The organism is Luteococcus sediminum (assembly GCF_054783495.1).
The window spans coordinates 249,165-263,562 of the sequence record NZ_BAAGQL010000001.1; the positions used below are offsets into that span (position 1 = coordinate 249,165).

The 14,398-nt window shown below is 68.6% G+C and carries 16 protein-coding genes; 9 read left to right on the forward strand and 7 right to left on the reverse strand.

Features of this window, described 5'->3' with window-relative positions:
* Positions 1–124: 124 nt before the first annotated feature.
* From ACYVKA_RS01135 to ACYVKA_RS01150, 4 genes are read right to left on the reverse strand one after another with little or no spacing between them, the layout of a single operon-like run.
* Complete coding sequence (locus tag ACYVKA_RS01135) at positions 125–559, reverse strand: GNAT family N-acetyltransferase (protein WP_460702291.1); 435 nt, start codon at positions 557–559, stop codon at positions 125–127.
* A complete protein-coding gene (locus ACYVKA_RS01140) occupies positions 556–2,901 on the reverse strand; it encodes a PEP/pyruvate-binding domain-containing protein (protein ID WP_460702293.1) in 2,346 nt (781 codons plus the stop codon). The genes ACYVKA_RS01135 and ACYVKA_RS01140 overlap by 4 nt, the downstream gene beginning before the upstream one ends.
* Positions 2,898–4,052 (reverse strand): MFS transporter, encoded by a 1,155-nt coding sequence (locus ACYVKA_RS01145; RefSeq protein ID WP_460702295.1) that lies wholly within the window; start codon positions 4,050–4,052, stop codon positions 2,898–2,900. The genes ACYVKA_RS01140 and ACYVKA_RS01145 overlap by 4 nt, the downstream gene beginning before the upstream one ends.
* On the reverse strand, positions 4,052–4,630 hold the full coding sequence (locus tag ACYVKA_RS01150) for a TetR/AcrR family transcriptional regulator (protein ID WP_460702297.1): 579 nt from the start codon (positions 4,628–4,630) through the stop codon (positions 4,052–4,054). The genes ACYVKA_RS01145 and ACYVKA_RS01150 overlap by 1 nt, the downstream gene beginning before the upstream one ends.
* Before the next feature lie 457 nt (positions 4,631–5,087).
* Between ACYVKA_RS01150 and ACYVKA_RS01155 the strand changes: the two genes are divergently transcribed.
* The 3 genes from ACYVKA_RS01155 to ACYVKA_RS01165 all read left to right on the forward strand — a co-directional run bounded on the left by ACYVKA_RS01155 (position 5,088) and on the right by ACYVKA_RS01165 (position 7,360).
* Positions 5,088–5,765 (forward strand): tyrosine-type recombinase/integrase, encoded by a 678-nt coding sequence (locus tag ACYVKA_RS01155; protein ID WP_460702328.1) that lies wholly within the window; start codon positions 5,088–5,090, stop codon positions 5,763–5,765.
* Between the two features lie 9 nt (positions 5,766–5,774).
* Positions 5,775–6,416, forward strand: coding sequence for an SGNH/GDSL hydrolase family protein (locus ACYVKA_RS01160; RefSeq protein ID WP_123574897.1), 642 nt, complete (start codon positions 5,775–5,777; stop codon positions 6,414–6,416).
* Positions 6,417–6,556: 140 nt separating this feature from the next.
* Complete coding sequence (locus ACYVKA_RS01165; RefSeq protein WP_460702299.1) at positions 6,557–7,360, forward strand: GNAT family N-acetyltransferase; 804 nt, start codon at positions 6,557–6,559, stop codon at positions 7,358–7,360.
* Between the two features lie 6 nt (positions 7,361–7,366).
* Here ACYVKA_RS01165 and ACYVKA_RS01170 read toward each other — a convergent pair whose 3' ends face one another.
* Together ACYVKA_RS01170 and ACYVKA_RS01175 are read right to left on the reverse strand one after the other, a co-directional pair.
* Positions 7,367–7,747: a GNAT family N-acetyltransferase gene (locus ACYVKA_RS01170; RefSeq protein WP_460702301.1), complete on the reverse strand. Its 381-nt coding sequence runs from the start codon at positions 7,745–7,747 to the stop codon at positions 7,367–7,369.
* Between the two features lie 107 nt (positions 7,748–7,854).
* Positions 7,855–8,166, reverse strand: coding sequence for a hypothetical protein (locus ACYVKA_RS01175; protein WP_460702303.1), 312 nt, complete (start codon positions 8,164–8,166; stop codon positions 7,855–7,857).
* A 577-nt stretch (positions 8,167–8,743) separates the two neighbouring features.
* Between ACYVKA_RS01175 and ACYVKA_RS01180 the strand changes: the two genes are divergently transcribed.
* From ACYVKA_RS01180 to ACYVKA_RS01205, 6 genes are all read left to right on the forward strand, one after another.
* Positions 8,744–9,526 (forward strand): sensor histidine kinase, encoded by a 783-nt coding sequence (locus tag ACYVKA_RS01180; protein ID WP_460702305.1) that lies wholly within the window; start codon positions 8,744–8,746, stop codon positions 9,524–9,526.
* Positions 9,523–10,176, forward strand: a complete 654-nt coding sequence (locus ACYVKA_RS01185; protein WP_460702307.1) for a response regulator — start codon at positions 9,523–9,525, stop codon at positions 10,174–10,176. The genes ACYVKA_RS01180 and ACYVKA_RS01185 overlap by 4 nt, the downstream gene beginning before the upstream one ends.
* Positions 10,177–10,252: 76 nt before the next feature.
* Entirely contained in the window at positions 10,253–10,957 is a 705-nt protein-coding gene (locus ACYVKA_RS01190; protein WP_342092271.1) for an ATP-binding cassette domain-containing protein, read from the forward strand.
* Positions 10,954–12,441, forward strand: coding sequence for an ABC-2 family transporter permease (locus ACYVKA_RS01195; RefSeq protein WP_460702308.1), 1,488 nt, complete (start codon positions 10,954–10,956; stop codon positions 12,439–12,441). Before ACYVKA_RS01190 ends, ACYVKA_RS01195 begins: the two co-directional genes overlap by 4 nt.
* The gene (locus ACYVKA_RS01200; RefSeq protein WP_460702310.1) at positions 12,438–12,941 is read left to right on the forward strand and encodes a hypothetical protein; all 504 of its coding nucleotides are present in this window, start codon (positions 12,438–12,440) and stop codon (positions 12,939–12,941) included. The genes ACYVKA_RS01195 and ACYVKA_RS01200 overlap by 4 nt, the downstream gene beginning before the upstream one ends.
* A gap of 70 nt (positions 12,942–13,011) precedes the next feature.
* Entirely contained in the window at positions 13,012–13,914 is a 903-nt protein-coding gene (locus ACYVKA_RS01205) for a tyrosine-type recombinase/integrase (RefSeq protein ID WP_342092268.1), read from the forward strand.
* Positions 13,915–13,955: 41 nt separating this feature from the next.
* Here the strand turns inward: ACYVKA_RS01205 and ACYVKA_RS01210 are convergent, their stop codons facing one another.
* Positions 13,956–14,312, reverse strand: coding sequence for a substrate-binding domain-containing protein (locus tag ACYVKA_RS01210; protein WP_460702330.1), 357 nt, complete (start codon positions 14,310–14,312; stop codon positions 13,956–13,958).
* Positions 14,313–14,398: the final 86 nt, after the last annotated feature.

The window sequence follows — 14,398 nt, forward strand, 5'->3', positions numbered from 1 at the left end:
TCCTGCCAACCCTCATGGAGTGGGCTTAGGGGTAGTCTCGGCCCGATTCGGGTCCCGAAGCTCGGCGTTTGGATGTCGCGCGTTTCTGCTGCGGGCCGCACTTCGCGTGGCGGTTGTCTACTGCCTAGATGATCTCCAAGAGGTACTCGAGTTCGCGGACTTCTCCGTACTGCTGGCGTACGCGTCCGGATGGGATCCACCCGCGGTGGGTGTAGAAGCCGCGGGCGTGCGTGTTGTCCTCGAGGACCCATAGCGTCGAGGTGTCCACGGCAGCATCCATGAGGTGGCCGCCTGCGCCGTGACCAGCTGCTTCGGGCAGTACGTACAGGGCGTCGATCTCGTGGTCGTGCCAGGCGATGAACCCGATGGGCCGATCGTCGTGCTGGGCGAGTGCGACATGGCCTGCGTAGGTGTTCCAGCGGTGCTGCGTCTCCTCGCGTGGAAACGGGTCGGTGAAGATGTGGGCGTAGGCGGCGGTGGCGGAGCGTTCGTGGAGGTCGGCGATCAGCTGGCGAGTAGCGTCGTCAAGGTCCAGAACCTCGCGGATGGTGAGCGTCATCGGCCGGTGGGTTCCGTGGTGATGGTGCCGGTGGTGCCGTTGACGGTGACGCGTTGCCCGTCGGCGAGTGTGGTGGTGGCGTGGTGGGTGCCCATGACGGCGGGGATGGCGTACTCGCGGGCCACGATCGCGGCGTGGGAGAGCCGGCCGCCGGTGTCTGCGACCACGGCGCTGGCGAGTGAGAACAACGGCGTCCAGGACGGGTCGGTGTAGCGGCAGACGAGCACGTCGCCGGGTTGGAGTCGGTCGAAGTCCTCCGGGCCGGTGATGATCCGCACGGGCCCGGAGGCGATGCCGGGGCTGCCGGCCGCGCCGTTGAGGGCGGCATCCGCGGTAGCGGATTCGGTGGCCCACCAGGCAGCCGCGGCCCGAGGTCGCGCCTCGGCGCGGTGCTGGGCGAGGTCACGGGTGGCGGCCCGGTCCGTGCCGTGAAGGAGTGCGGCGCGGATGTCGTCGAGGCTCAGGTACTGAATGTGGGCGGGGTCGTCCAGCGCACCGGTGTCGTGGAGGCGGCGGGCCATCTCGTCGGTGACGCGCCGGGCCTGAAGGTAAGCCTGTTCGATGAGGTGGACGGAGGCTTCGCGGGCGACGTGGCCGGCGCGCCACCGCTGCACGGCCCGGCGGAACCTGGCCCGGACCGGGCGGGGCAGGGCCGCGGTTATCTGGTCGACGAGCTCGGCGTGGCTCGTGGATGTGTCGGGTCGTTGGGGTGCGCGGCGGATCGCGTCGAGGGTGGCGTCGAGGGCGGCGGGGTCTTCCCGCCAGGAGCGGTGGGAGAAGGGCAGGTACAGCTGGGTGGTGCGGGCGCCGTACTGGTCGAGGAAGTTCTGCCGGGCCTCCGTGTAGGTGTCCGTGGTGGGGTTAAGGCTGGCGAGGTCGTGCAGGGCGTGGTCGATGACGACGGTGGTGTAGTCGAGGTCGCCGAGCAGGCTATAGGCGTCGAGGTCGCGACGACGAGCCAGGGCGAGGTAGCCGTCGAGGCGGGCGGCGACGAGTTGCGCCGGGCCGACGTAGTCGAGGAACCGGGTCCGGGCGATGTCGTCGACCACCGAGAGGACGTCGTCGAGCAGCCCGAACAGGCTGGCGTCGGACTGGGGGATGAGGGCGTCGGGCAGGACGGTGGCGAGACGTTGCCGGTAGCGGGCCTCGACCTGCGGCCAGCCGGTGGGGTCGGGTGCCGGGTAGTGCACGAGGCGTGCGAGGCGCCAGCCGAGGTGGACGTCGGGGTAGGCGGCGGTGATGGTGCCGTCGGCGTCCATGTGCAGGAGCTGGTCGATCGGGGTGGAGGTGATCCCGATGCTGGCCATGCCGGCCTGGAGCTGGCGGTGCATCGGGATGATGGCGGCCAGGTCGAGCGGCGCCGGGCCGGGGTAGTGCTCGACCAGGTCGGTGTGGAAGGCGCGGGAGGCCTTGCCGATCCTGCGGCCGCCGGCGGTCCGCTCGGGCGCGGTGGCCGGCGGGGTGACGGTGGTGGTGATGGGCCGGGCCTGCAGCAGCCACAACGTCTGTCCTTCGTAGGCCCATTCGATGTCCATGGGCTGGCCGAAGTGGTCTTCGACCTGGGCGCCGAGGCGGGCCAGGGTCAGGACCTGCTCGTCTGCCAGGCACAGCCGGGCCCGGTCGGCGTCAGGGGTGTGCGTGGTGACGGTGGCGGCGCCGTTGCGGTCGATGCGGGTCTGCTTGTCCCCGGCGGTGCGTTCGAGGACGGTCGCGGGGGTGGCGCGGTACTCGTCGGGGGTGACGGCACCGGACACGACGCTCTCGCCGAGACCCCATGATGCGTCGATGGTGCATTCGTCGGCGCCGGTGACGGGGTTGCGGGTGAACAGGACCCCGGCGACGTCGGCGTCGACCAGCCGCTGCACGACGACGGCCAGGGCGACGTCGGAGTGGTCGTAGCCGGCACGCTCGCGGTAGTCGACGGCCCGTGCCGTCCACAACGAGCCCCAGCAACGGCGCACTGCGTCGACGACGGCGTCGGCGCCGACGATGCCGAGGAAGGTGTCCTGCTGTCCGGCGAACGACGCATCGGGAAGGTCCTCAGCGGTGGCCGATGAGCGCACGGCGACCGCAGCCCCGTCGCCCCACAGGGCGAGCCGTTCGGCGATCTGCCGGGCCAGGCTATCCGGGACGGACTGCGCCTCGACGGCGGCACGCACCCCGTCGGCACCTCCTTGCGCGAGCAGCGCGGGCAGGTCGAGCGCGGCGGTGGCAGCGCGGTAGGTGTCGGCGGCGATGACGAACCCGTCGGGGACCGGGAACCCGGCCTGCGTCAGTTCGCCGAGGTTGGCGCCCTTGCCGCCCGCGGTCGCGAGGGTGGCGGTGGTGAAGTCGATGATCACGAGATCCTCCAGGAGATGACCAGGCCGCCGACGGCGACCATGACGAAGGTGAACAGCAGGCCGGCGGCCGCGTGGCCGGCGGGAACGGTGGCCGGCCACAGGCCAGTCGTGGGAACGAGGACGGCGGCACCGCCGTGACGGGAGAGTTGAGCCAAGGACGAGGCGGCGGCCACCCGGTCGGGTCCGGCTGCGGACTGGATACGGGTCAACAGCACCGGCAGTGCCGCGCCGCAGCCGAACCCGACCCCTGCGGCCGCAACCACAAGCGACGCCACGTCCCCGCGGGAGGCGACCATCAGTCCGGTCAGCACCACCAGCCAGCAACCGGGCAGCACCTTGGGCCGCGTCGCGTTCGCACCACCGGCTGCGCTGCCGATCGCGGAGGCCAGCAACATCGGCACCAGCCGGTGCCCGATGTCCGCCGCGTCCAGGCCGTGCAGGGCCTGCAACGCCCACGGCAACCAAGTCAGGACCGCGACCGTCACCCCGCCCACCAGGAACGTCACCGCCAGCAGCCCTGCCATGGGCCGGCTGGCCGCAGGCTGGGCGAGGTCTTGGCGGCTGACCTGCCACCAGCGCGGCGGCCGGGGCAGGGCTGGCATCGAGGCCGCGGCCAGGGCCCAGCCCGCGACGACCAGCGGCGTGGTGGCGGCCATGGCCCAGCGCCAACCGATCGCCTCGGTGGCCCAGCCGCCCCACACCGGCCCGGCCACGTTCGCCGCCACCTGCGCCAAGCCCATCGCGCCGAACACCCGACCCCGCGCTCGCTCACCCTCGACGAGGCTCACGACCGCCAGCGCCGCCGGCACCAACAGCCCGGCCCCGACACCCTGAACGGCGCGAGCCAGCAGCAGCCATCCCATCGCCGGCGCCAGGCACGCCCCGGCCGTGCCGGCGGCGAACGCGCCCATCCCGGCCAGGTACAGCGGACGGGGGCCTAGCCGGTCCGCCAGCACACCGGCCACGGGTAACACGGCCACCGACGCCGCCAGGTACAAGCCCGACACCCAGCCGTACAGCCCGGGGTGTCCCAGCGTGGCCACGATCGTCGGGGTCGCCGTCGCCAGCAACGACTGCTGCACCGTCGAGGCACACATGCCCACCAGCGCAGCACCCACCGCCAGCGTCAACCGGCTGTCCCCGGGCGTCATCAGGCAGCCAGTGCCGCGAGGGCGAGGTCCAGCTGGGCCAGCAGTGACGGCGTCAACGTGGTGCCCGGCGCAGACCAGGTCCACTGCACCACCGGTGCCACATAGGCCGACACCAGCATCAGGGCTGCCGCCCGGCGGTCGACCTGGCGGAACTCGCCGGAGGCCATGCCGTCGACGATGATCGCGGACAGCAGCTCCACCAGTGCCGGCTGGGACGAGGACACGTCTGCCTGTCCGAAGGTCGTAATCCGCGCGACGCACATCTGCCGTGCCGCCGCCTCATGCGCATCGAACCAGCCGCCCGCCGCCGCGAACACCGACCGCAGCCGCGCCGGGGCCGGCTGGGTCGGGTGATCCGCCGCCGCCATCGCCGCCATCACCTGCTCGCCCAGGAACGACAGGACGGCCTGCTTCGTCGCGAAGTAGGTGAAGAACGTCCCCTTGCCGATGTCGGCAGCCTCCGAGATCTGCGCCACCGACGTCTGCTCGAACCCCTGCGACAGGAACAAGCCCATCGCGGCCTCCACGATCCGCTGCCGCGTCGCTGCCTGCCGCCGTTCCACCCGCTCGCTAGCCATAGAATTAGTGTAACCATAAAAATGACCAAGGTCATTCATGCGCGTAATTCTCAGCCCCGGAGGGAGGCCCCATGCCCAACAGTGCAGCCATCACCCTGATCGACGGCACTAGAGACCCGCCCCTACGTGCGGTCGCGGCGCACTTGGCCCGATACAAGGGACTCACCCCGTACTCACGGGGAGTTCGACCTACGCATCTGGCTGCGTTGATACCTCGAGCACCACCTCGACACGCTTCAGGCTGAGCGGGCCCACATCGAGCTCTACGTACCTGCATGCAAGAAGTCCTCGGCTTCAAACCCTCAACGATCTCCCGGCGGCTGTCGGTGGGGGCCGGGTCCACCGGACTTGCGCCAAAGACGGCATCATCGCGGCCTCGCCCGCCGAGCTCGTCCGCGGCCGGAACGTCCCGCCAGAATCACTCACCCTGGGTCTGTCGCACATGCAGTTCGAGGCCATGCTCGCCGCCGGCAAGGCATCATCGAACGTCAACGACTTCGCCTTGGTCGCGATGCTCGGACTGCACGGCCCACGGATCTGTGAGGCCTGCGGCACGAACGTCGAAGGCCTGGGCGAGGAACATGGCCACCGTGTCCGGAAGGTCAGGGGCAAGGGCGGCAAGGTTGTCCAGACCCCACTGCCTCCCGCGGTCCAGCGAGCCGTCGAGCGCGCCGTGGATGGCCGCACCTGCGGGCCGATCCTGCGCTGCTCCCGCGGGACACGCATGGATCGCCACTTCGCGACGCGGCGCCTGCGTCCCCTGGCAAAGACCGCTGGGGTGTCGACGGCCACGATGCACCCGCACATGCTGCGCCACAACTTCGTCACCACCATGCTCGATGCCGGTGTTGACCAGCGTGACGTGCAGATCGCCGCCCGTCACTGGGACCCGCGCACGACGATGGATACGACCGCGCCAGGAACAACCTCGGCCGGCACCCCAACTACACTCTGGCCGCCTACATGGCCGCCGGGGCCTGACCCGGCAAACGCACTACTTTGCCGCGAGCATCGAGGTGTGGGGGCTCATCTGCCGAGAGGCGGACATCCTGTTCGCGGGTCGTCAGGTGCTCGGTTCAACGCCCGAGAATGCTGCACGATCCCGGGTGTCGAAAGTGTCAGACCCGGCCCATAGCCTTCGCACATGACCACAACACCTGTCGCTCGTGACCTACCCACCGTCGCCTTCTACGGTGACTCAATCACCACCGGACACCGCAGCATCAGCTCCCCGGAAAGGCGCTGGAGCAGCCTCGTCTGTACCGAGCTCGACTGGCGCGAAGTCAACATCGCCATCGACGGCATGGGCTTCTACCGACGCCGCGGACCCCGCGACGCCGACGGCAAACTCACCAACTCCGCCGATGACACCACCCTGCTCGACGCCGTCGTCCGCCTCCGCCCCGACGCCGTCGTGGTCTGCCTGAGCGCCAACGATCTGAGGTTCATGGACGACATGCCGGATGTGATTGCCCAGTGCACCCGCCGCGACTTCGAAAGGCTCGCCACCGAGCTCCCCGGCGTCCCCGTCGTTGCGGTCACATACTTCCCCGGCACCCAGCTCTCCCACCGCGGGCTGGGCATCGTCGCCAACGTCGAGAACGCCTGCAAGGCCACCGGAGCCACCTATGTCGACGCGTTCCGCCACGTGGTGGACGCCAACACCGCCCTGGTCAATGAGGACGAGGTGCACCCAAACGACGAAGGCCACCGACTGCTTGCCGAAGCCATCCTGCCCACCTTGCGCTCACTGAACCTCACCGCCCGTGAGCGAGTCCGCTATTGATGTCAGACGAACGACTCTGCCGCGACCATCGCGGGTGCGTGAGCAACCGGTCTTACCGAGAGTCGGACGCGCGTTGAGTGAGTGATTAGTCTCGGAAAATCCGTAGCGACCGAGTGCACCAAACTGGCAGGATGCGGGTCATGTCAACGGACCTGAGCCTTCGCGATTTGTACGACCACCAGCTGCGCACGGAGGCCGAGGTGGCCGATGCCGACCGAGTTGACCGGATCGGCCCGCTCTGGCTGGGTACCTACCGCAGCCGAGGTCGAGGGTTTATCACCTACGAGTCGATCTCTCAGGACAGTGACCTCCAGGAGCTGGTGACGTCAGCGCTCAAGCTCTTTCAGGCCGATCCGACCATCTTCGAAGTGGAATGGAAGACCCGGCAGCACGATGATCTGCCAAGTCTTCTCGATACCCTCGAAGCGCGCGGATTCGTCCTTGACGAGGCCGAGACGGTGATGGTGGGCACGCTGGAGGCGGTTCTCGCCGCCGACCCAGGCGTGCCTGCGGGGTACCGTGTCGAGCAGGCGGACACGCCCGCTTCGATCCGTGAGGCAGAGGAGCAGGCGGGGCTTGTCTTCGGCCACTCGACCGAGCGGATCGAGCGCACCATCACGCAGTTGGTGGATCGGCTCGAGTCGGCCCCGGAGGCGTTCGAGATGTGGCTGGTTCGCGGGCCCGAGGGCGACGTGGTCTGCTCAGGCCGGATCGAGTTCGTCGACGATACGGAATTTGCCAGCGTGTGGGGCGGAGCTTGTAAGCCCGAGCATCGTGGCCTTGGGCTCTACCGGGCTCTGACTGCAGAGCGAGCCCGTTCTGCCATGCGGCGCGGAAAGATGTATCTGCAGTCAGACTGCACAGAGTTCTCCCGCCCCATCTTGGAAAAGGCGGGCCTGACCCCCGTCACGGTCACAATCCCTGCAACATGGAGCCGGAACTGAGAAGAGTCACTCGACGTCGGCGCACCGAGTTGCAGCAGGCGTGGACTCGGGCTGAAGGACCATCCAGTGATCCGGTCCCGGTAGCTGTTTGAGACCGACCTTCCGGTACAGCCCGTGGGCTTCTCGTGTGGCCAGCATGATGCGACGCAACCCGTAGGGCGCCAAGGCGTCCACCATCCCCTGGGCCAAGACAAGGCCGTATCCAAGGCCCCGGGAGTTCGGCTCGATGAAGACGTCGTCCAACAGTGCGAAGTGGGTGTAGTCAGTGACGGCGCGTCCGTATCCCCGCATGATCTGGTCGTGGTCGAACAGGCCAAACTTCAAGGAGCGGTCCGCGGCCTGCTGCCCGCTTTGGGGATCCATCCACCCCGACAACCAGCCCTCCAACGCGCTGTCCCTCGGCCGGGAGGTCGTCGGCGCCTACATCTGGCTCACACCCACCGGACTACGCGGGCTCTGACCGCGCACTTCTGCCGCTGGCAGGGAGCCGTTAATCAGTCGTGCTGACCTGTGCGGAGCAGATCCAGGCTTACACCACCGCTGTGGGGCCTGTGTTGCTCTATCGCGACGGCGTAGCAGTAGCCGGCAGGGACTTTTTCGCGGGCGAACCGGAAGACCTTCAGGACGTCGCCGCCAAAGAACCGATAGGTTCGTGCCTTGTCCCAGCGCGAGGGTTCGTCGGCCCACCCTGTGTCCGCCTGCCCGGGTGCGAAGCCGACCCGGTAGAGCGGATGAGTCTCGACGCTCACCACGGGCGGGGTCCCCGGAACGTATTCCAGTCCGCCCAGCGCCTGTGGATCGTCCACAGGGTCGGAGTGTGGGGTTGGCCAGTGCTCAGATTCGGGTGAGGACTCCATGTGTCCGAGACTAGGACTCCGCTCCGCTTGCTGGAGTGCGCTTGCCTGGGTCCGTGACAGTCCCGAGCTGACGGCGAACCGTCGCTTGCCGGTTGGCTGGGTCCTGCCGGGGTCGGATGAGTGAAGGCCTGTCGTCGTCTAGCTTTGCGGTGTGAAGCAACCTCCGTCGTTGGATCTGGGCCTGGCGGTCACCGCCGTGGCGGTGACCGCCCTCGAAGGTTGGGCTCTGCTGCCCGTGTATGGCCCGACCTGGTTTGTACTTGCCTACGTGGCCACGTGCCTGGGTTTGTCCGTCACGGTGTCTCTTCGAAGGGTGTTTCGCCGTTCGATGTTCTGCGTCTCGTATGCCTTGCTGGCAGTGATGGGCGTGGTGGTCTGGGCCGCACCGGTGAATCTGGGGGTGAGTCCTTTGATCGTGTGTGCGCCGTTGTCGTTGGCGGTGGTGGCTCGGTGGGAGCCGCCCGCATGGGGTGCTGCGGCGCTGCTCCTGGGACTGTTGGGCGTCTTGATCGCCCCAACTCGTCGGATGCCGGCGCCCTCTCACGGGCTGGATGCGGTGTCGGTGCTGGTGATGGCCGGTACCTATGTCTGGTGCACGGGTCGCCGCCGGGTGGCGCTGGACTATGACCGTCGGCTGGCGGAGCAACGTGAGGTGATGATGGTGGAGGCTGCCGCCGCTCAGGATCGTGCCCGTGCCGAGGAGCGTTCTCGGATCGCGCGGGAGTTGCATGACGTGGTGGCCCACAGCTTGACCGTCGTCAATGTGCAGGCTGCGACGGCGCTGGCGCTCGGTGACCCGGCCGGAGGACGAGCAGCGCTGGCGACGATCCGTGCCGTGAGCCGGCAGGCGCTGGCCGAGACTCGGTCGGTGGTGCACATGCTGCGCACCACCGAGACGATGGACGTCTCCGGGGAACTGCGCACCATCGGGGAGGTGGTCGACCAGGTCCGCGCAGCAGGAGTGCAGGTGGAGTGCGACCTGCCCGATGCGGCCCTGCTGGACCGGTGGCAACAGCAGTGGCCGGTCGCCACCCGGTTGGCGGTGGTTCGCCTCGTCCAAGAGTCCATGACGAATGTGCTGCGCCACGGCGGGAAGCAAGCCAGAATCACGCTGGGCGCCGACACCTCCCACATCACGCTGCGGGTCACCAACGACCTGCGCCCCGATGCGGCCCCGCACCCGCCCGGATTCGGGCTGGCGGGAATGCGGGAACGGGTCGACCTGCTGGGCGGCAGCTTCGCAGCCGGGCCGGTGGGCAAGGTCTTCGAGGTGAAGGCCACCATCCCCTTGGAGAAGGAGGTCCGATGATCCGGGTGGGTGTGGTCGACGACCAGCCGCTGCTCGTCGCGGCCTTCCGGGCCCTGATCGACGCGCAGCCCGACCTGACGGTCATCGGTGTCGGTGCGAACGGCCAGGACGCCATCACGCTCGCGCAAGCCGGTGGCGTGGACGTGTTGCTGCTCGACATCCGCATGCCCGCTCTGGACGGCGTGGCTGCCACCCGGCAGATCACGGCCCTGCCCGATCCGCCCCGGGTCTTGATCCTGACCACCTTCAATGTCGACGACCTGGTGGTGAGTGCGCTGGCATCCGGGGCGCGAGGTTTCCTGCTCAAGGATGCCGAGCCTGCCACCCTGTTGGACGCGATTCGTCGCGTGCACCGCGGCGAGGGCGTGATCGACCCACAGGCCGTCCCCCACGTGCTGCAGGCCTTCGACCACCCCGAGCACCCGCTAGGACCGCCGGTACGGGTCCCCGGGGCCGAGGACCTCACGGCCCGCGAGCGGGACGTGCTGGACCTGATCGCGCGCGGCGCCACCAACCAGGAGATCGCGGCCAGCCTGTTCATCGGGGAAACCACCGTCAAGACCCACGTCGGGAACCTGCTGATGAAGCTGCAGGCCCGCGACCGGGTAGCTCTGGTGCTGCTGGGTCTGACCCTTGGTCTCGGTGGCTGACTCCTACCGTGGGAGGAGGGCCACAACCCTTCCGTGACAGGAGGTTTCACCGCCCACGAGTCGAAAGACTCGAACCATGAACGAAACTCCTTGGGTCGGCTGTGTGGGCCTGACCAAGTCCTTCGGATCCCAGCAGGTGCTGCGAGGCCTTGACATGCGCGTCCGGCCCGGACGGGTGTACGCCCTGCTGGGGCGAAACGGCGCTGGCAAGTCCACCACCCTGAAGATCATGCTCGGCCTGCTGAAGGCCGACGCCGGACAGACCTTCGTGTTCGGTGAACCTTTCACCCGACCCGCCCTGGCCCGGGTGGGCGCGTCCATCGACGGACCAGCCATCTACCCTCACCTGTCGGCACGCGACAACCTGCGGGTGCACGCACTGCTCTCCGGCGCCAGCCCGAAACAGGTTGACATCACGCTGGCCCAGGTGGGCCTGGCCCAGACCGGCAACAAGCGCGCCAAGAGCTTCTCCACCGGCATGAAGGGCCGCCTTGCGCTGGCCATCGCGCTGCTCACCCAGCCCGACCTCCTGGTGCTCGACGAGCCGCAGAACGGCCTTGACCCCGAGGGCATCGTGGAGCTGCGCCGCAGCCTGCGCGACTACGCCGCCAGCGGCCGTACCGTGATCATCAGCTCCCACCAGCTGGGCGAGGTGACCCAACTGGCCGACGACATCGGGGTGATGAACCACGGCGCCATGGTTTACGAGGGCCCCCTCGAGGGCTTCGCGCACGGCGACCTCGAGGATGCCTTCCTCGCCGCCACCCAGGAGCAGGCATGACCAGCCCGTCGCTTGGTGCGGTGCTGCGGGCCGAGGTCCTGCGCTCCAAGCACACCGCCACCCGCATCTACGTCCTCGCCGGACTGTTCCTGACCGCTGAGGCGGCGTTCTCGTGGAAGGCCATCGCCACCCGCGCCCTGACCGGATGGGATCAACTGATCCCACATGTCGTGCTCTACGCCACCGGCCTGTGCTGGCCCCTGGCCGCCCTCATCGTGGCCCTCACCGTGCACCGCGAGGCCGATGCCCGGGAAGGTGGCACGCTGTGGCGGCCCGTCGACCCCCGCACCACGCGAAGCACACGCGCCGTCGTGCTGGGCGCCGCCCTGGTCGGGTTCGTGGTGTTGTTCGTGATGGGGCTGCTGCTGGTCGGAGCATTGTTCGGCTTGCCCCACCCGCCGGTCGGCCGCTTCGCGATGCTCGCCCTGTCCCTGTCCTGCCAAGCGCTGCTCGCCGGCGCCTGTGCCTACCTGCTGGCACCGCTGTTGGGGGTCATCGCCACCACCATCCTCGCCCTGGTCGTCCAGATCGTCGCCACCATCGACGCCGAATCCGCCACATGGGGGCTCAAGCCCTGGTCCTGGCCGCTACGCGCCGCACTGCCCTACCTGGGCACCCACGCAAACGGCGTTGGCCTCGAACCGGATTCCCCGCTGCGGACCATGAGCCCCATCGCACCACTGGTCGGCACGATCGTGCTGGTGGTTCTCGTCACCGCCGCGGCCGTCCGCTGGCCGCTGCACCGCCCCCGGATCACTCGACGTCACTCTGCGCGGCGCGATGCCGTGGTGCATGCCACCCCAGCCACACCGCTGGCGCTCACCTTCACCCAACCGTCGAGACCCGCCCATCCGGTGCGGGCCGCGGCGCTCACGCTCACTCGGCGCGGTGTCGCTGCCCTCACTGTCGCGGCCTGTCTTTCGGTGCTGCTCGTGACTTGGTCGTGGCGCCAGCAGAGCTATCTGACTGGTTTCAGCAGCTGGCTTTTGATCCCCTTGGGCACCGCGATCCTCGCCACGATCAGCTGGGCAGCACTCGAGCCGGCGCTGCGCATCACCGCACTGCGTCGCCGTCCTGAAGCCCTGGCACGCGACGTGCTGCTGGTCGACTCGATCGTCCTGCTGCTGGTCACCGCCAGCATCGCCCTCTGCGCCCAGAGCCTCGGCATCAGCAGCCCGGCGCGCTTTGTGGCGCTGAGCCTGATCGTCGGGGAGGCGAACCTGCTCGTCTGCCTGGCACTCACCGCTCGGTGGGGAACCGGTGCCAGCATCGGTACCACCCTCGTACTCATGGTCACCGGGGCGCTGTTCGGTGGACAGCCCGAACTCGCCCGCACCACCGTGTGGGTCGTCGCGCCCTACGGATACCCCCTGAACGCCACCTCCGCCGGCCGCCTCACGACGGTGATCGCTGTCCTGGCCATCACCCTCACCCTGTCCTGGATCGCTTGGACCCGCACCTTGCGTCGCCGCGCAGCCCAATGACCACCGACCTCACACCCACCGACGATGGCCCGCGCCGCCGCCAAGAGCGCCACTCGATGACACACACCACCTCCGGAACAGCACTCATCTGGGTCGACCTGTGGGAGTACCAATGCTGTGGCACACCCCTCCACGCTGGGGACGTCGCCGACCTCACCGTCTCCCATCTCGCGGAAGCCGACCACTGGCAGACGGCAACGGGAGAGCCCATCACCCTGAGCGCCGGCCACCACAATCGGCCACCGGACAGCTGGCATATCCGCGTGCATGTCGATGACCTGTGGGAAGCCCGAGCAACAGGTGAGAACCACCTCCGACCCGAGCCCTTGTGCCTCAAGCCCATCCGCGTCATGAAGCCCTGGGACGAGGACTGGCAACCAGCCGCTCAGGATGGAGAGCCCGCTGGCTGGATCATGCGAGCAACCATCCTGGGCGAGCTGCCCCCGCGCCCCAACAATCTCCCCTACGGCAATAACCCCAGGCCCCGTACAAGCGAATGACCCAGTAGTCAACCCCAGCAGAGACCACCCGTTGCTCCCGCCGGACCACACGAGACAAGCGGGCACACCGATGAGCATCCCGATCCCACTGTTCGACTCCACCGACCCGATCGTGCGGGCCGTCGCCGCGCACCTGGCTCGCTACAAGGGACTCACCCGCTCCCACACCGAGTCCGACCTGCGCATCTGGTTGCGCTGGTGCGCCGAACACCGCCTCGACCCACTGAAGGCCGAACGCGCGCACATCGAGCTCTACGTGCGCTGGATGCAGGAAGTCCGCGGGTTCAAGGCCTCAACGATCTCCCGGCGGCTGTCTGTGGTGATCGGCTTCTACCGCACCTGCGCCATCGACGGCATCATCCCCACCTCGCCAGCCGAGCACGTCAGGCGCCCGAACGTGCCACCCGAGTCACCCACCCTGGGCCTGTCCCACCTGCAGTTCGAGGCCATGCTCACCACCGCCAAGGCCTCCACGAACATCAACGACTTCGCCTTGGTCGCCATGCTCGGCCTGTTGGGCCTACGCATCTTCGAGGCCTGTGGAGCGAACATCGAAGACCTGGGCGAGGAGCACGGACATCGCGTCCTTCGGGTGCGGGGCAAGGGCGGCAAGGTCGTCCAGACCCCACTCCCACCAGCCGTGCAGCGAGCTATCGAGCGCGCCGTCGACGGCCGCATGTCGGGCCCGATCCTGCGCTGCACACGCGGAACCCGGATGGACCGTCACTCCGCCACCCGACGCCTCCGCGCTCTTGCGAAAGCGGCGGGTGTAACGACGGCGCGGATGCATCCGCACATGCTGCGCCACACCTTCGTCACCACCATGCTCGACGCCGGTGTCGACCTCCGGGACGTGCAGATCGCCGCCCGACACGCCGACCCTAGGACGACGATGCGCTACGACCGCGCCCGCAACAACCTCGACCGGCACCCCAACTACATCCTCGCCGCCTACATGGCCTCCGGAACCTGACCGCAAGACGCACTACTTTGCCGCTGACTTCGCGGCTCCTATCAGCGCAGTTTGAGATCCTGGCTGCTGCCCCGTAGGGCCAAGCTGTGGTCAAGTATCGCTTGGCGTGGTTGCAGGGCAGTGTTGAGCAGGAGCTGCGCGGCTCGGCTTCCTTGTTCGCGGGCTCGGGCATCGATGGTGGTGAGATCGTGTTCCTGGGCGTCGATGGTCCCGTCGAACCCGGTGACCGCCACGTCCTCGCCGACGGTCACCCCACGGGATCGGAGTACGTCGCAGCAGCCGACGGCGAGCTGGTCTCCGACGCAGGCGAGCGCGGTCAGGTGGGAGAAGCGCTCAAGCGCAGCGGTCGCCGCGGCCGCGCCGGCTGCGCGGCTCCAGTGGGTGGCTTGGACGACCATGGGGGTTGCCACCTGGAGGCCTTCGACCAGACCGGTGAGCCGTGGCCACGCTCCGTGGGGTTCCTGATCTGCGACGTACTGGTCCC

Coding starts and splice junctions, on each gene's coding strand:
- ACYVKA_RS01205 (WP_342092268.1), top strand. CDS start 13,012: ATGAGCATCCCGATCCCACTGTTCGACTCCACCGACCCGATCGTGCGG.
- ACYVKA_RS01200 (WP_460702310.1), top strand. CDS start 12,438: ATGACCACCGACCTCACACCCACCGACGATGGCCCGCGCCGCCGCCAA.
- ACYVKA_RS01180 (WP_460702305.1), top strand. CDS start 8,744: ATGCCGGCGCCCTCTCACGGGCTGGATGCGGTGTCGGTGCTGGTGATG.
- ACYVKA_RS01185 (WP_460702307.1), top strand. CDS start 9,523: ATGATCCGGGTGGGTGTGGTCGACGACCAGCCGCTGCTCGTCGCGGCC.
- ACYVKA_RS01195 (WP_460702308.1), top strand. CDS start 10,954: ATGACCAGCCCGTCGCTTGGTGCGGTGCTGCGGGCCGAGGTCCTGCGC.
- ACYVKA_RS01160 (WP_123574897.1), top strand. CDS start 5,775: ATGACCACAACACCTGTCGCTCGTGACCTACCCACCGTCGCCTTCTAC.
- ACYVKA_RS01210 (WP_460702330.1), bottom strand. CDS start 14,312: ATGGTCGTCCAAGCCACCCACTGGAGCCGCGCAGCCGGCGCGGCCGCG.
- ACYVKA_RS01135 (WP_460702291.1), bottom strand. CDS start 559: ATGACGCTCACCATCCGCGAGGTTCTGGACCTTGACGACGCTACTCGC.
- ACYVKA_RS01165 (WP_460702299.1), top strand. CDS start 6,557: ATGTCAACGGACCTGAGCCTTCGCGATTTGTACGACCACCAGCTGCGC.
- ACYVKA_RS01150 (WP_460702297.1), bottom strand. CDS start 4,630: ATGGCTAGCGAGCGGGTGGAACGGCGGCAGGCAGCGACGCGGCAGCGG.
- ACYVKA_RS01145 (WP_460702295.1), bottom strand. CDS start 4,052: ATGACGCCCGGGGACAGCCGGTTGACGCTGGCGGTGGGTGCTGCGCTG.
- ACYVKA_RS01155 (WP_460702328.1), top strand. CDS start 5,088: ATGCTCGCCGCCGGCAAGGCATCATCGAACGTCAACGACTTCGCCTTG.
- ACYVKA_RS01190 (WP_342092271.1), top strand. CDS start 10,253: ATGAACGAAACTCCTTGGGTCGGCTGTGTGGGCCTGACCAAGTCCTTC.